We start from the raw sequence: 14,853 nt of genomic DNA, 5'->3' as shown, positions 1-14,853 counted from the left end.
TTAAAAAATAAGATCAAATATGAATCCTGCTTTCTCAAGTGGGATTTTTTTTCCAAAAAATGGTCCGACTAGACGAAAACGAGATTTCATTTCCCGATCCTGAACTTTATGACGGTCACGAAGGCCTGATTGCTTTTGGTGGCGATCTGTCTGTAGAACGCATCTGGTTTGCTTACCAGCTGGGAATTTTTCCCTGGTATAATCCGGGAGAGGAAATACTGTGGTGGAGCCCTGATCCAAGGTTTGTCATATTTCCTGAAGAGCTGAAAGTTTCAAAATCGATGCGAAAAATACTGAACAGATCTGTTTTTACCTTTTCTGAGAATAAAAATTTCAGGGAAGTCATCCAAAACTGTCAGCAGACGAGCAGAAAAGGACAGACAGGAACCTGGCTTTCAGATGAACTGATGGAATCTTTCATCAAACTTCACGAATACGGCCTTGCCAAAAGTATCGAAGTATGGCAGGATAACGAATTGGTTGGCGGATTTTACGGACTTCAAATTGGTAATGTTTTCTGTGGAGAAAGTATGTTTGCCAAGGTGAGCAACGCTTCTAAAGCGGGCTTTATACACTTTGTAGAAAGCAACAAAGAAAACATAGATCTCATTGACTGCCAATCTCATACCGAGCATCTGGAAAGCCTGGGCGCAAAAATGATTCCTAAAAAAGAATTTTTAAAAATCTTACACAAAAATAATGAACGCAGATAAAGAAAAATGGATTCTTCTGATTGTATTAACGCTTATCTGGGGATCATCTTTTATTTTGATCAAAAAATCGCTGGAACATTTCAGCCCCTATCAGGTCGGAGCACTGAGAGTTTTGATCGCAGGAATTGTATTAATGCCGGTCGCGATTTCGAAATATAAACTGTTTCCTAAAAAGCATTTAAAATGGCTTATCCTGGCTGCATTTACGGGAAATTTCATTCCCATGTTTCTTTTTCCGATCGCAGAAACGGAGGTCAGCAGCAGTATTGCGGGAATTATCAATTCTATGATGCCTATTTTCGTAATTATTGTGGGTGCTCTGATCTGGAAATTTGAAACCACCAAAAGACAGATCGTAGGAACGATGATCAGCTTTGCGGGAGTCTGCCTATTAGCATTCGGTGGAGACGGAGAGGGCGGAAAGTTTAAACTGATCCCGATATTACTTCTTTTATTGGCCACACTATGTTATGCCATAAGTACAACAACGGTGAAGTCTAAACTGATGGAGGTCTCTTCGACTATTTTGTCCGCGTTTGTATTCTCTTTTGTCTTATTTTTCCCTTCCCTTATCTCTTTAGCATTTACCGGATTTTTTTCAACATTCAGTTTTAATGAAGATCATATGATGGGGCTGATGTTTGTTGGCCTGTTGTCCATCTTCGGAACAGGGCTGGCTATGACCCTGAATTACCGGTTGCTTAAAGTCTCCACTCCTCTTTTTGCATCAACAGTAACCCTGCTGATGCCTATTGTTGCTATTATCTGGGGCTTTCTGGATGGCGAAAAACTAAGTATCTTACAATTTGCAGGCGCAGGGGTGATCATCGGCGGATTGATCTTTTTAAGGTCTAAAAACGGCGTTGTAAAGAAATAAATTATTTTACTGAAACCAACTAAAAATCCTGCATTGCTGCAGGATTTACTTATTTGAATTGTTTTAATTTAAGTTTTTAAGAATCGTAAGCTGTTGGAAATCCAGATTTTCAGAAACTTCTTTCTTTCAACTTCTTAAGAGTTCTTCTTTTTTACTTTTGCCTTGACCTTTTTTACCTCATCTTTGATGAACGGATACTTTTTCTGCATATCCGGAGCCAAGGATGGGTCTATACTTAATGCTTTCTGAAGAGATTCTGCCCCTTTTTCCGCTCTTTTAAGGTTAAAATAGCAATTGCTTAACTGATAATAGAGTTCCGCCCTGTCGTGTTCTTTTAATGCTCTCTCAAGAATGGTCACGGCCTCTTCATATTCTCCCAGAAGCATCAGTACTTCTGAATAGGCATACCAGTTATAGAACCTCGTAGGTTCTGCATCTACCAGCTTTTTCAGGCAGCTAAGGCTTTCCTCAAATTTACCGGAATCGATGAACAGAAATGCTAACCTTTTCTGATAATCAAGGTTGTCATCATTCAGATGGGTCGCTTCTTGTGCAAAATGCAACGCTTCTTTCATACCTCCCATTTCTTCATACAGGTAAGACTGCTCCATCATCGCAAGATAAAACTGAGGGTCTTCTCTCAATGATTTCTGGAACGCATTAAGAGCCATAATAGACTGTTTCTGGGCTTTGTAGCACAATCCTATTTTGTAAAAAGTAAATGCTTTGGTGTATTCCAGCTCAAGCATTTCCTCATAGACTGTCACGGCTTTCTGATATTGTCCTAAAGCTTCGTAACAGGCTGCTTTGTTGGCATATACTCCTACAGAATTTGAATTGATCGCCAACAGGTAGTCATATCCTTTGATGGCTTCTTCAAAATTCTTTCTGTTGAAGTAAAACTGTCCATATTCAAACCATGCGGTTTCGGAGTAAGCAAATTCATCTAAATATTCATTAAGAAAGGCAATAGCCTCCTCGCTCTTATTCAGATCGCTGAAGCAGATCATACAGTTTTCAAGTGAATACTCGTCTGTAGGATCTTCTTTCAGAGCTTTTCTGTAGTGTTTAAGAGCGTTAAAGGGATCTCCCAAATTCACATATTCATCCGCAATAAAGTTGTGAAGGAAGTTCTCTTCTTCTTTCAGTTCTAAAGCTTTTTTACAGATATCAATGGATTTTCTAGGGTTTCCCAGGCTCGAATAATACTTCGCATAGCAGACTAAAAAGTCTGTATTCTCCATCGATGCGCCTTTCAGCTCATTGATAAGTTCTTTTGCGGTATTATAGTCTTCCCATTCCAGAAGAATTTCAAGTCTTTTGATCTTGATATCTAATGAATTCGGGTGAAGCTTAAGTCCATAGTTAACCGCATTGTCTGCGTAGTTAAAATCTCCCAGCTCCAAATAATAAACAATAATATCTTCCAATTCTTCGGTATCGAAGTAGAATTCATCATTGTTTTCCATCATTTCCTCGAACTTTTTCACAAGTTCATTTCCAAAATACTCTTCCAATAGTGTCGTCTTTGTCGGTCCGATGTCTGAATATACTTGCAAACCTCGGCAAACTTTATTAATTAATAATAACTTCTGAAACTGACATTCAAATGTTTATGCAAAGTTGCAACTTTTTTTTGAATTAGTTTTTCATAAATTTCTATAATAAAGATAGTAAAAAAAGAAAACAGATAAAAAGATTGTGGATAAATAACGCAAATTGTGGTTAAATAGTTATAACGAGCCTTCTTCCGGCCGGAATTTCGGTCTCCCAAACCGATTCTATTTCTTTTATGGAAACCTTTTCTGTATCGATTGCTATTTTTCCTTCTCCGGCTGCCTGAAACATTTCGGGAATGATTTCAGTGAACAGCAACCTGAATTCTTCTTTCGTCCAGCTTCCCAATCCTGATCCGGAAATCCGGATGTCTGTTCCTCTCAGAATTTGTGAGGACAGCTGAATGGTATCTCCGCTCATTCCTCCCACTGAAACCAATCTGGTTTTGTGAGAAAATGTCCCGTCACCTTTCAAAGCCCAGAGAATCATTTCAACAGAATGTCCCCACAGATAGTCCAAAACAATATCAACAGGGGTTTCTCTGTGAATATCTTTTATTTTTGTTTTAAAATCTTCATCCTGTAGTTTCAGGGAAACCACTTCATCTGCACCAAGCTCAAGAAGTGACTTTAGGGATTCTTCATTTCTTCCTGTGACTATAATATTTTTAGCGCCATACAATCTGGCCACCTGAACCGCGATTCTTCCGGTAACTCCGGTAGCTCCATTGATCAGAACTGTATCACCCGGCTTCATTCCACCTTTGAACCTCAGCCCCATTGCAGATCCCATGACAGCATTAGGTAATGCAGCAGCAATAGCAAAATCGAGTTCTTCCGGTACAGGAATGACAAATCCTTTTTCAACATTCACTTTTTCGGCTGTGGTTCCTTTTTTACTGAAAAAATAGACTTTCTCGCCATTGTCAAGATATCCGGCGCCATCCGTTCCTATGATTTTAGGTTGATCTACTGCATTACTGACGGAATAGTGATTTCCTCCTGCGATGGCTCTGTCCAGGTTTTTAATAGATGCGGCTTTAACCGATACCTGTACTTCGTTGTTCTGAGGTGTTTGCGGATCTGTTACCTCTGCATATTGTGGAGCCCTTCCTTTTTCAAATACGACTGCTGCTTTCATTATTTTAAATTTTTATACAAAATTAGGATGAGAGCGGTCTGCGGTGCAATAACATTTGTTATCAGTTATCTGATTGATTATTTAAACCATTAAGATTCTTTAAGTTGTTAAGCTTCATTAAGTTTGATCTTATTGATCTTTAAGAAATTCTTAATCTCTAATAATCTTTGTTTTTAAAAGAATCCTCTTTTAAAATGGCACTTTTGATTCTGCTGAGATGTACCGTGGTAATTCCCAGATAGGAAGCAATATAGTGCTGGGGAATTCTCCTGATAATTTCCGGGCGTTCTTTGCCAAGGCTGATATACCGTTGTTTCGGGGTGTCTTTTATGAAAGAAAAGAAATGTTTCATATAATCAAATATCCTTTCAAAAAGGGAATCCATGAACTGGTTCCTCAGCTCAGGATCTTCATAGACTTCTGCTAAAACGGCTTCTGCATCAGATTTATTGATCTTCCACAAAATGCAGGGCTCTATTGTTTCAAAAGAGACCATGCTGGGAAGGCCTTTCCTGAAACTTTCAAGGGATGAGAACATGGTATTTTCCATAAAGAACTGGAAGGTCACATCTTTTCCGTCATTATTGTACCACGCTCTTACCACTCCTTTTTCAATATAGTAAGCGCTGTCCGAGACTTCATTTTCTTTTAAAAGCAATGTTTTGGCAGAAACTTCCAAGCGCTCAAAGCACCTTAGGAATTTTCGCCATTTATCTTTGGGAAAGAGAAACCTGTTTTGGATATGTTCAAACATTTTTGTGCAGAAGAACAAAGAACGGAGCATTTCTGTTCCGTTCTTCTTTTATTTTAAATTAAACTTTTAATTTTAGCGATGATATCGTCTCCGAGTTTATCGGCTTCTTCTTGTGTATAAGCCTCTGTATAGATTCTGATAATGGGTTCTGTATTGGATTTTCTAAGGTGCACCCAGTTATTTTCAAAGTCGATCTTCACCCCATCAATGGTAGAAACCTGCTCGTTCTGGTATTCTTTTTCCATTTTGGATAAAATTTCATCTACATTGATTTCCGGAGTCAGCTCTATTTTCTTTTTTCCCATAAAGTAGCTTGGATAACCTGCTCTTAATTCGGAAACGGTTTTGTTTTCTTTTGCCAGATGGGTTAAAAACAAAGCAGCACCCACTAAAGAGTCTCTTCCGTAGTGCAGATCCGGATAGATAATTCCTCCGTTTCCTTCTCCTCCGATCACTGCATTTTTCTCTTTCATTAAATTCACTACATTCACTTCCCCTACAGCACTTGCAAAGTATTCAGAACCGTGGCTATTGGCAACATCCCTCAAAGCACGGCTTGAAGAAAGATTAGAGATTGCGGCTCCTTTTTTATGCTTCAATAAATAATCTGCAACAGCAACCAATGTATATTCTTCCCCGAACATTTCCCCTTTTTCATCAATCAAAGCCAGCCTGTCTACGTCCGGATCTACAACGATTCCAAGATCAGCATTTTCTTTTTTTACCAGCTCACAGATATCTCCCAAATGTTCTTTCAAAGGTTCAGGATTGTGCGGGAACTGTCCGTTCGGTTCGCAGTATAATTTTACGGTCTCGCAACCAAGTTTATCCAACAGCATCGGAATAGCGATTCCTCCTGTAGAGTTGACGGCATCAAGAACAATTTTGAATTTTTTCTCTTTAATGGCTTCAACGTCTACCATTGGCAGGTCAAGGATTTGCTGGATATGAATATCAAAAGCATCATCTCTTGTTTCATATTTTCCAAGATCATCTACTTCAGCGTAGTTGAAATCTTCACTTTCAGCCAGAGCCAGTACTTTTGCCCCGTCTTCTCCGCTGATGAACTCTCCTTTGCCATTCAATAGCTTAAGCGCGTTCCACTGTTTTGGGTTGTGTGATGCGGTAAGGATAATTCCTCCGTCTGCATTAAGTTCGGGAACCATGATTTCTACGGTAGGTGTTGTGGAAAGTCCTAAGTCTACGACATTAATTCCCAACCCCTGAAGGGTAGCCGTCACCAGGGAAGAAACCATTTCGCCAGAAATTCTGGCATCTCTTCCTATGACAAGGGTTAATTCTTTTTTATTCTGTGTATTCTGAAGCCAGGTTCCGAATGCGGAAGCAAATTTCACCACATCCAGAGGAGTCAGGTTATCATTTACTTTTCCGCCGATTGTCCCTCGGATCCCTGAAATAGATTTTATTAACGACATTCTGTTTTTATTTTTTTTAAGTTGTTTTTTAATCTGAGCAAAGATACTTAAAAGACCTGTAAGTTATAAAATAGGGATCTTTTTCTGGATCTTGTCATAGTTCCTCTGTATTACCTTTGGAGGAGGAAAACGGTAGCCTATGTAAAGCAGTCCGTATAAATTATTATTTTGTACACTTTGATTGTCCTTTTCGTTATAGGCATAGGCGTTGACATTAAATTTTCCTCCGAAAATAAACCGGTCTGTATTATATCCTATATGAAGACCTGTGGCAAACTTAAAGATCAGATATTGTGTATTTTCTTTGTTGAATTTCGTACCGTCATTACGAATATCCCAGCTGCTCGAAAACATTCCGCCAAACCCCAGTGACACATTGGGAGCAATGTTTACCCTTTTTTTAGACCCAAGCACCCAATTGTAAAAATACCCCATATTGCCTCCGAAACTATATTGGGTTTCTTTACTTTTCTGTCCGTTTAAAATATCTCTGAATACCGAAAGATCATAATCTAAAAAAGGAACCCAGCTCCCTCGGCTTTCTTTTTGCCATTCTCCTTGCGTATAGATACTTTTCAGGGAAAAATCTTTCTTCATGACATAGGCCGTAGATCCTCCAAAACTTTGAATCCTCAAATCCGGAAACTGAAGATACGGGTCTTTTCCTTCTCTCCAGTCGGGATCCAGGTCCTTCATGTTTTCAATGTAAAATCCTTTTACATTTTTGTAATAAACGGTCTGAATAAATCTTTTGGGGAAAAAACGAAATCTTAGGTCTGCATAGGCGCTGTTGCCTTTCAGTTCGTCATCATTGTTTCCCGGAAGAAAACTGGGCGTAAACGACACTGTGGCACTTATAATTCTATAGTCAATAGAAAAGGAAGCTCTAGTTTTATTGTTAATCGAAAGGATGGTTTCTAATGGTTTATCTTCAGGGCCTTCTGTGTACACATAATTTTCAATATTGGTATCAAAGTTTACACGGACCATAACCTGATCTGCATAAGACTTGATTTTGGTCGTATCGATCTGGGCTTTAGCCAGAATTGTTACCATAGAAAATATAAAGACAGCTAATGATTTCGGGCTCAAATCGAAATGGTTTTAGTTTCAGAAAATGAAATTACTACAATTTTTTCAATTATGAACTTAAAACAGCATCATGAGCATCCGCAGTCTTTATCACAACCGCTTCTTTTAGAGCTGAATTTTTTCGGCGCAAAATTCTTTCTGAGTACTTTAAATAAAGAGTAACAGGCAAATGCAACGATCAGTGCAATAATAACATACTGAAATAGTAATGAAGTTTCCATTATTTTAAAATCTGATAAGCTATCAACGACACAAAATATGCCAAACCGGTCATCATCGCTACCTGAAAGCCGGTCCATTTCCAGCTTTTGGTTTCTCTGTAGACTACTGCAAGTGTAGAAACACACTGCATTGCAAATGCATAGAATAAGAGTACGGAAATACCTGTGGCAAAGCTGAACACTTTACTTCCGTCAGGTTTTACATCTCTTCTCATTTTATCAATCACTTTTACTTCGGGAGCATCATCTTCCAAACTATACAGGGTAGACATGGTTCCTACGAAAACTTCTCTCGCCACAAAACTGGTCAAAATTCCTACTCCCATTTTCCAGTCGTAGCCAAGGGGCTCGATAAGAGGTTCGATTCCTTTACCCATTTTTGCCAGATAAGAGTGATCAAGTTCAACATTCGTTGCCACAAACTGCTCTGGCTTTTGTTTTGGTCCGAAATAACTTAAGAACCAGATGATGATACTTACTATAAAAATGATCTTACCAGCTCCTGTTACGAACTCCCATACTTTACCTAAAACCATTTTAAGGTCGTATCCGAAAAGTGGTTTTTTATAAGCAGGAAGGTCCATTACAAGATAGGTCTTGCCTTCATTTTTGATAAATCTTTTAAGAATCGCAGCTGAAAACAGGGCTACAAGGAACCCTAAAAGGTACATTCCCATCAGCACCAGTGCTTTATATTTAATTCCAAGGAATGATCCTTCAGAAATAATTAAGCCGATAATGATACTGTACACCGGAAGTCTTGCAGAACACGTCATAAAAGGTGTCACTAATATAGTTAACAATCTCTCTCTTACGTTCTCAATATTCCTAGTGGAAATTACAGCAGGAATAGCACAGGCTGTCCCGGATACCAGCGGGACAATACTTTTCCCGTTCAGTCCAAAGGGACGCAGCAGTCTGTCCATCAGGAATACGACCCTTGCCATATACCCTGAATCTTCTAATAAATATAAGAAATATAATAAGATCCCAATCTGCGGTGCAAAGACTACAATTCCTCCAATTCCGGGAACAATACCGTTTGAAATCAATGAATTGATAGGTCCTTCCGGAAGATGTTCTCCGGTAAATGCAGCCAGCCATGAGAAAAAATCATCAATCCAGTTCATCGGATATTCGGCCAGGAAGAAAACACTTTGGAAAATAACCAACAGAATCATCATAAAAACGACGTAGCCCCAGACTTTATGAACCAGTACCTTATCTAATTTTTCTGTCAGAAGTTCTTTAAACTGAGCTTTTTTAGAGATAACATCTGCTAATATTTTGTCAACATTCTGATATCTTCTTACTGTTTCCTGAACCTGAAGTCTTTTCGGAACCAGACTTTTGGAGTCAGGCTCATTCATCATGTCTTTTATTGAAGCTATTTTTACCACATCTGAGCCTAAAGAAAGGCTCATCCAGGCTTTATATTCATTTTCGATGCCTTTGTGGGCAGCCAGTTTATGGATAAAATCTTTATGTTCGTTGGGTATTTCGAAAGAGGTCTTGTCGGTTTTTACAAAACCATTGTTCAGAACAGCCTCTCTGATTTCGTCTATTCCCAACTGCTCTTTAGCGTTGGTTTGAATAATTTTAATGCCCAAAGCATCAGAAAACTTCCGGATATCAATGGTAATTCCTCTTCTTTCTGCCTGGTCAATCTGGTTGACCACCAAAATCATAGGAATACCAAGATCCTGTATCTGCTGAAACAAAAGCAGCCCTCTTTTCAGACTTAATGCTTCAAGAATATAAACGACTCCAGCATAATTTTTTTGCTCTTCAATAAGAAATTTGGAAAAAATAGCTTCATCTTCCGAACTGGGATATACACTGTATGAACCCGGCAGGTCAATGACCTCCACTTCTTCATTTTTATAGGTGTAATTTCCAGAATGGCTTGCTACGGTAACTCCGGCGTAATTTCCGGTCTTCTGCTTTTTATTGCACAGTGCATTGAAAACCGTAGACTTTCCTACATTAGGATTCCCGACTAAAAGGACCTGTTTTTTCTTATTTTCCTGCATTAATTCAATTCTTCAACAATGATATAATTTCCCTCTTCTTCCCTTAGAGCGATGCGGCTTTTTTCTTCTCCAAATTCCACATACATCGGACCATTGAACGGTGCCTGATACAATATCCTGAAAATGGTTTCCGGCAGAAGTCCCATTTCTATGATCTTGTTAGGCATTTTAAGGTGATCATTGTCATAACCCAAAATCTTCCCCATTTTGTTCTTAGGGAATCCGCTTAATTTATGTAAGTCCATCTCTTTCAAAACCTGCTTTTTTGTACGGGCAAATATACGCTATTTAAATTTAATCTAAATAACAACAGGTATGAAAGAAATCAACCCAAATACATTGCTGTACCTGGGTTGATTCAAAAATATAATTTAGTTGATATGAATGTTTATTTTTTCTTTTTCTCAGGAGTTTGAGAAGAAATTTCTATTGGATTGTCGTTCGCATTGTAGAAGTCTTTATACTGCTTTTCCTGTTTCTTCACCATATCTCCAACCGTACCATCCATTCCGGGAATTGGCTTAGACATCATTTCCTGTGTCATCATAGGTCTTATCGATGCAAAAGGATCTTTTTTGAAATCACTGAATGTTTTTTCAAACTTTTCTCTTGTTAATTCATTTACTTTTCCACCTTTTGCCTGCATCAGGTTTTCAATGTAAGAGTATTCTGTATAGTCTTTAACTTTCTTGTTTCCCTGTAAAACCCAAGAGTAATTTTTCTGATCGTCTTCAATTTTAACGATCAAGCCTGGAAGTCCGAAGAATTTATAGGGTCCATCCTGAAAAGGTAAATCTGTACTGAACCATGCTGTCCATTTTCTTCCTCCAAATTCAGTAGTCGCTTTTTGAGCGTTGTATTCTCCTATTTTTTGTTTGTCATTCAGAATATTCCAGTTGAATTTCAAATCTTCGCTATAGCCAATATTACTTGGTGTAAATCCGTTTGCTATTTTATCTACATACTGAACTTTCATGATTGGATATGATTTGTATATCCTTGCTGAAATTTTGGGTGTTTTCAGTGATTTTGATAGATCTTTCATCATCCCAGACTTCTGAATGGCCTCCATTTCAATTTTCATAATAGAGTCCTGAGCAATCACTGTATAGTCCTGGTAAATTGATCTGTTCTTGTCTGTGATATCTAAAATAGTCACTACTTTATCCAGCTTCGTTGAATCTTTCTTCGGCTTAAAAGTCAGTTCATAAAAGAAACGGTTGGCTGTTTCTTTTGATTCTTTAGAATCCTGTGCCGATGCAAATGCAAAGAGTGCGATAAAGAATATAGAAAATAGCTTTTTCATTGTAATAATGTTTACTCATTAGTTACCAATTGTTGAAATATGTTACAGTTTTTTTTCAAAAATTTATTGTAATCATTGTAAAATCCTGAATAACAATATTTTGCTAAAACTAATTTATTCTAATTGCTTTTTGGTCTTATTAAAAATTATTAACTATTCAATATCCTTCTATAAAATTATGATTCCTTTACAACATTTTCCGATTCAAAAACTTTATCTTTAAGTACTTAAAAAACAAAATATTATGGACACTTTATCACAATTTAGAGACGAGTTTGAAACCGAGTACCAGACGACGAAAAAGTTCTTTGAAGCTTATCCTGAAGGTAAAAACGACTATGCTCCCCATGAGAAAAGCATGAAACTAATGCCTCTTGCCACTCATATTTCAGAAATCTTTGGATGGCCGGACACCATCCTGAAAACTTCAGAACTGGATTTTGCCACCGGGGGTTTTCAGCCTAAACATCTGTCTACCAAACAAGATCTCCTGAATACGCTGGATGAAAATTTCAAATCTGCCCAATATGCTCTCGAAAATGCTAAAGAAGAAGACCTTAATGATACCTGGGCGCTCAAGAACAACGGTCACGAAGTGGCAAAATGGACAAAATACGGTTCCATCCGCCATGCTCTGAACCAGATCACTCATCACCGGGCACAGCTGGGCGTGTATTACAGACTGAACGACATTCCTCTTCCCGGAAGTTATGGTCCATCCGCAGACCATCAGAGTTTCTAGAAACAACAGCATATATCTCAAACAAAAACCAACCTCTGCGAGATTGGTTTTTGTTTTTATATTTCTTTTTACTTCTATTTGAAATTGAATTTTACGGTAAACATGACCTGGCTTGGACGGAGCTGATATCTTGTATAGGTAATATTCGTAGTATTGATATCATAGGTTTCGAATACTTTTTTATTGGCGATATTCATCCATTTAACCTCAAAATCAATCTTCTTTTTTGACCATGTAAATTGGTATGAAACGTCGTAGAATCCGTTATGGTATTTTTGACCCACTGCATTGGTATTCACCTGATCCCAGTTGAATCCAATCGTATGGTTTTCCACCGGGTAGAAGAATGCTCCAAGATTATGTGTAAATCCTGTTCTGGTTGCACTAGAATTTACCCTCCCTGTACTTTTCTGCTTGGTTCTTGAAATACTCGCATTATAATCAATGCTCATCCAGCTAAAATAGCTATTATTGAATTTAATACCATAGGACTGGCTATTGTTGTTATTGGTATACGATTCATTATTTAAGAACGCATCAGATTTTGCTGTATTATTGCTGTAAGTAAGTGAAGCATTTGTTTTAAATTTCGGGAAATATTTTCCTACTTCTGCTGAATATCCATTATTCAAAACATGATTATCCTGTTCTATATATTTCATGATGCTATATCCTGGTCCATTGATCGTAGGATTAGCAATCAGGTTTCTTTTAGCATCAGAGAATCTATAATTCACATTAAAGAATAAATTGTTTAGTGGATTTCTGTATTCCAGTCTTGTGCCTGCAGATTTATTATTATTCTGCGGAATAGGATTATTGATATCCATCGCATTAATTCCACTTGGCGAAGTCATCAGAAATCCTGAATACGCTGTATTTATTTCCCCGAAATTATTATTGATATTAGCATTCACCGAAGCTTTCCAGAAAGAAGCAAAGGTATATTGCGCAAAAATATTGGGTTCAAAAGTAACTTTATTTACTGTTTTTGATACATTCCTCAGCGGGTCATCTGCTTTAATATTATTAGAGTTTACAGGCAAGTTGGCATACAACATCCAGGATTCATTCTTATAGTTAACTCCTAAGCTTCCATAAGGTGTTGCAGTTGTGTAGGTAAGATCATTGCTGTATGCATTCGGAGATACTCCTGTTGTTGTGATATTGAATAAATCTGAAACTAAATCTGTTGTTTTAAAATTAAATCCAACTTCCGGCGTAAGGGTCCAACCTTTTTTGGAAAAACTGATGTTGGCAGAGTGGTTGGCTTCGAAGGTTTTAAGTCTCAGGTTCTGACGAACGAAATTACTTGGTACAGGCGTAAATCCAGGAATTCCTAAATAAGATGATGGAGAAACATCCAGATTCTGTCTGTCTGTCTGATAACTTATAAATGACAGCAAATTGACCATTTTTTCTTTCCATGGAATAATGGTACTCAATGAGTTTTGAAATGAGGTGGTAGGCGACTCTGTTGCTTCGTTTGCGTGTCTCAGGCTGCCATCTTTAACATCGGTTCTGTCTACAATTCCTCTGTCTGCATTCCAGAACTGGGAGAAACTGGTAGTATTTTTAAAGAATCCTTTTTTAGCATTCTTAGTGAATATCAGTTCACCTTTTGCTTTATCTGTATAAAAATTATTGAGAATGTTTGTATAATTGGAACTTCCCTCAAAATAATCAGTCTGGCTGTACGATTGTCTTTCAACGGCATTATTGGTATAGTTGGCATTGGCCTTAAGCTCCCACTCTTTCTTTTTATCAATATTGGTAAGATAGTTGGCGGACAGATAATGGACGTTATTCATCAGGTATCTTTTTACCGGAAGATTGGGTGTACTGGCATTTTCCACATTAAGCCAGTCGTTTTGGGAACTATTAATTCTTCTTCCTTCAAATCGACTTCCAAATGCCAGGATGTTTCCTTCATTTTCTACCTGTTCTCCAACATTGTTGGTTTTATAGTTAACCACCCACTGGCTTTTTTGTCCAAAAAACATAGGGGTCAGTTTAACATTCCACAGCCACGGATCTCCAAAGCCGGTTCCTACTTCTCCTCTTCCGGTCATTGTCACTGAATTTTTCAGCTTGATATTGATGGCTGCCTGGTCAGAAGGTACTTTATCCTGAAGAATTTTTACAGGCTGGTGGTTTTCCAGAACTTCTACTTTCTGTACGGCATCTTTTGGAAGCGAGTTGTTGATGGTCCCATATCCGCCTTCCATAAGGTCTTTCCCGTTAACATAAAATTTATTGATGGCATTACCCTGGTAAAGAATGGTTCCGTCTTTATTGACTTCAATACCCGGAATTTTTCTCATTACATCGGCAAGGGTTCTGTCGCTTGCGTTGGCAAAAGCTTTAAGATCATACGCAATGGTGTCCCCTCTTGCAGTGATCATCTTTGTTTTCAGCTGAACTTCCTTTATTTCTGTCGCTTCAGACTGCATTTTGAAACTGATGGTCTGATCGCTGTTGCTGATCTGTTTTGTTTGAGATTTTTGGTTGAAAGCCTTTACTTTCATGTCTACATTAGCCTCTGAAGAAGTGAATGTAACTTTGTATTCTCCTTTGGAGTTGGTGATCCCATATGCCAAAATAGCATCTTTGCCCGGTTCTTCTATAGTAACGCTGGCACTGGGAATAGCGGACCCATCTTCATCGGTAATTTTCCCTGACACTGTTTTTTGTGCAAAAGTGAGCACGGTAAAAAAAAGTATCAGAAATAAAGAAATTTTTCCTTTCATAATTTATTATTTGCCTAATTAGTTTGTCGCTTGTGTTTTTTGTTACACTTTTTATAAAGATGTATTATAATGATAAAGGTTAAACGTATTTAACACTATAAACTTAGTGATAATTTTTACAGGTCCAATATTTTGTCGAGCTATTTTAAAATTTTATTGCTGAAGAAGCTGTTATGCATTTAAAATCAATATTATCCTGTTTTGAATAACAGTCTGTCATTTTTATCTTAAA

12 protein-coding genes are annotated in these 14,853 nt (G+C 37.8%); 3 read left to right on the top strand and 9 right to left on the bottom strand.

Annotated elements, in window-relative coordinates; translation table 11 throughout:
- Positions 1–59: 59 nt before the first annotated feature.
- Both aat and BUC06_RS01085 read left to right on the top strand, forming a co-directional pair.
- Positions 60–713, top strand: coding sequence for a leucyl/phenylalanyl-tRNA--protein transferase (gene aat / locus BUC06_RS01090; RefSeq protein WP_073328590.1), 654 nt, complete (start codon positions 60–62; stop codon positions 711–713).
- Positions 700–1,590, top strand: a complete 891-nt coding sequence (locus BUC06_RS01085; RefSeq protein WP_073328588.1) for a DMT family transporter — start codon at positions 700–702, stop codon at positions 1,588–1,590. Before aat ends, BUC06_RS01085 begins: the two co-directional genes overlap by 14 nt.
- Before the next feature lie 134 nt (positions 1,591–1,724).
- Here BUC06_RS01085 and BUC06_RS01080 read toward each other — a convergent pair whose 3' ends face one another.
- The 8 genes from BUC06_RS01080 to BUC06_RS01045 form a co-directional block, all read right to left on the bottom strand.
- The gene (locus tag BUC06_RS01080; protein WP_073329105.1) at positions 1,725–3,107 is read right to left on the bottom strand and encodes a tetratricopeptide repeat protein; all 1,383 of its coding nucleotides are present in this window, start codon (positions 3,105–3,107) and stop codon (positions 1,725–1,727) included.
- A 208-nt stretch (positions 3,108–3,315) separates the two neighbouring features.
- Positions 3,316–4,287 carry a quinone oxidoreductase family protein gene (locus BUC06_RS01075; RefSeq protein ID WP_073328585.1) on the bottom strand — a complete coding sequence of 324 codons (972 nt, stop codon included), beginning with the start codon at positions 4,285–4,287 and terminating at the stop codon, positions 3,316–3,318.
- Between the two features lie 157 nt (positions 4,288–4,444).
- Entirely contained in the window at positions 4,445–5,041 is a 597-nt protein-coding gene (locus tag BUC06_RS01070) for a Crp/Fnr family transcriptional regulator (RefSeq protein WP_073328583.1), read from the bottom strand.
- Positions 5,042–5,094: 53 nt separating this feature from the next.
- The gene (gene glmM, locus BUC06_RS01065; protein ID WP_073328581.1) at positions 5,095–6,477 is read right to left on the bottom strand and encodes a phosphoglucosamine mutase; all 1,383 of its coding nucleotides are present in this window, start codon (positions 6,475–6,477) and stop codon (positions 5,095–5,097) included.
- A 63-nt stretch (positions 6,478–6,540) separates the two neighbouring features.
- Positions 6,541–7,569 carry a DUF4421 family protein gene (locus BUC06_RS01060; RefSeq protein ID WP_139263252.1) on the bottom strand — a complete coding sequence of 343 codons (1,029 nt, stop codon included), beginning with the start codon at positions 7,567–7,569 and terminating at the stop codon, positions 6,541–6,543.
- Between the two features lie 220 nt (positions 7,570–7,789).
- The gene (gene feoB, locus BUC06_RS01055; protein ID WP_073328575.1) at positions 7,790–9,823 is read right to left on the bottom strand and encodes a ferrous iron transport protein B; all 2,034 of its coding nucleotides are present in this window, start codon (positions 9,821–9,823) and stop codon (positions 7,790–7,792) included.
- The gene (locus BUC06_RS01050) at positions 9,823–10,068 is read right to left on the bottom strand and encodes a FeoA family protein (protein WP_073328573.1); all 246 of its coding nucleotides are present in this window, start codon (positions 10,066–10,068) and stop codon (positions 9,823–9,825) included. The genes feoB and BUC06_RS01050 overlap by 1 nt, the downstream gene beginning before the upstream one ends.
- 143 nt (positions 10,069–10,211) lie before the next feature.
- Positions 10,212–11,129 carry a GLPGLI family protein gene (locus BUC06_RS01045; RefSeq protein WP_073328570.1) on the bottom strand — a complete coding sequence of 306 codons (918 nt, stop codon included), beginning with the start codon at positions 11,127–11,129 and terminating at the stop codon, positions 10,212–10,214.
- 244 nt (positions 11,130–11,373) lie between these two features.
- On the opposite strand from BUC06_RS01045, the gene BUC06_RS01040 reads away from it, so the two are divergent.
- A complete protein-coding gene (locus tag BUC06_RS01040; RefSeq protein ID WP_073328568.1) occupies positions 11,374–11,871 on the top strand; it encodes a DinB family protein in 498 nt (165 codons plus the stop codon).
- Positions 11,872–11,945: 74 nt separating this feature from the next.
- Here the strand turns inward: BUC06_RS01040 and BUC06_RS01035 are convergent, their stop codons facing one another.
- On the bottom strand, positions 11,946–14,621 hold the full coding sequence (locus tag BUC06_RS01035) for a carboxypeptidase-like regulatory domain-containing protein (RefSeq protein ID WP_073328565.1): 2,676 nt from the start codon (positions 14,619–14,621) through the stop codon (positions 11,946–11,948).
- Between the last annotated feature and the right edge of the window lie 232 nt (positions 14,622–14,853).

Source organism: Chryseobacterium carnipullorum, from assembly GCF_900142785.1.
GTDB lineage: Bacteria > Bacteroidota > Bacteroidia > Flavobacteriales > Weeksellaceae > Chryseobacterium > Chryseobacterium carnipullorum.
The sequence above is the reverse complement of the archived record's forward strand: the minus strand, read 5'-3'. Positions and strand labels throughout refer to the sequence as shown.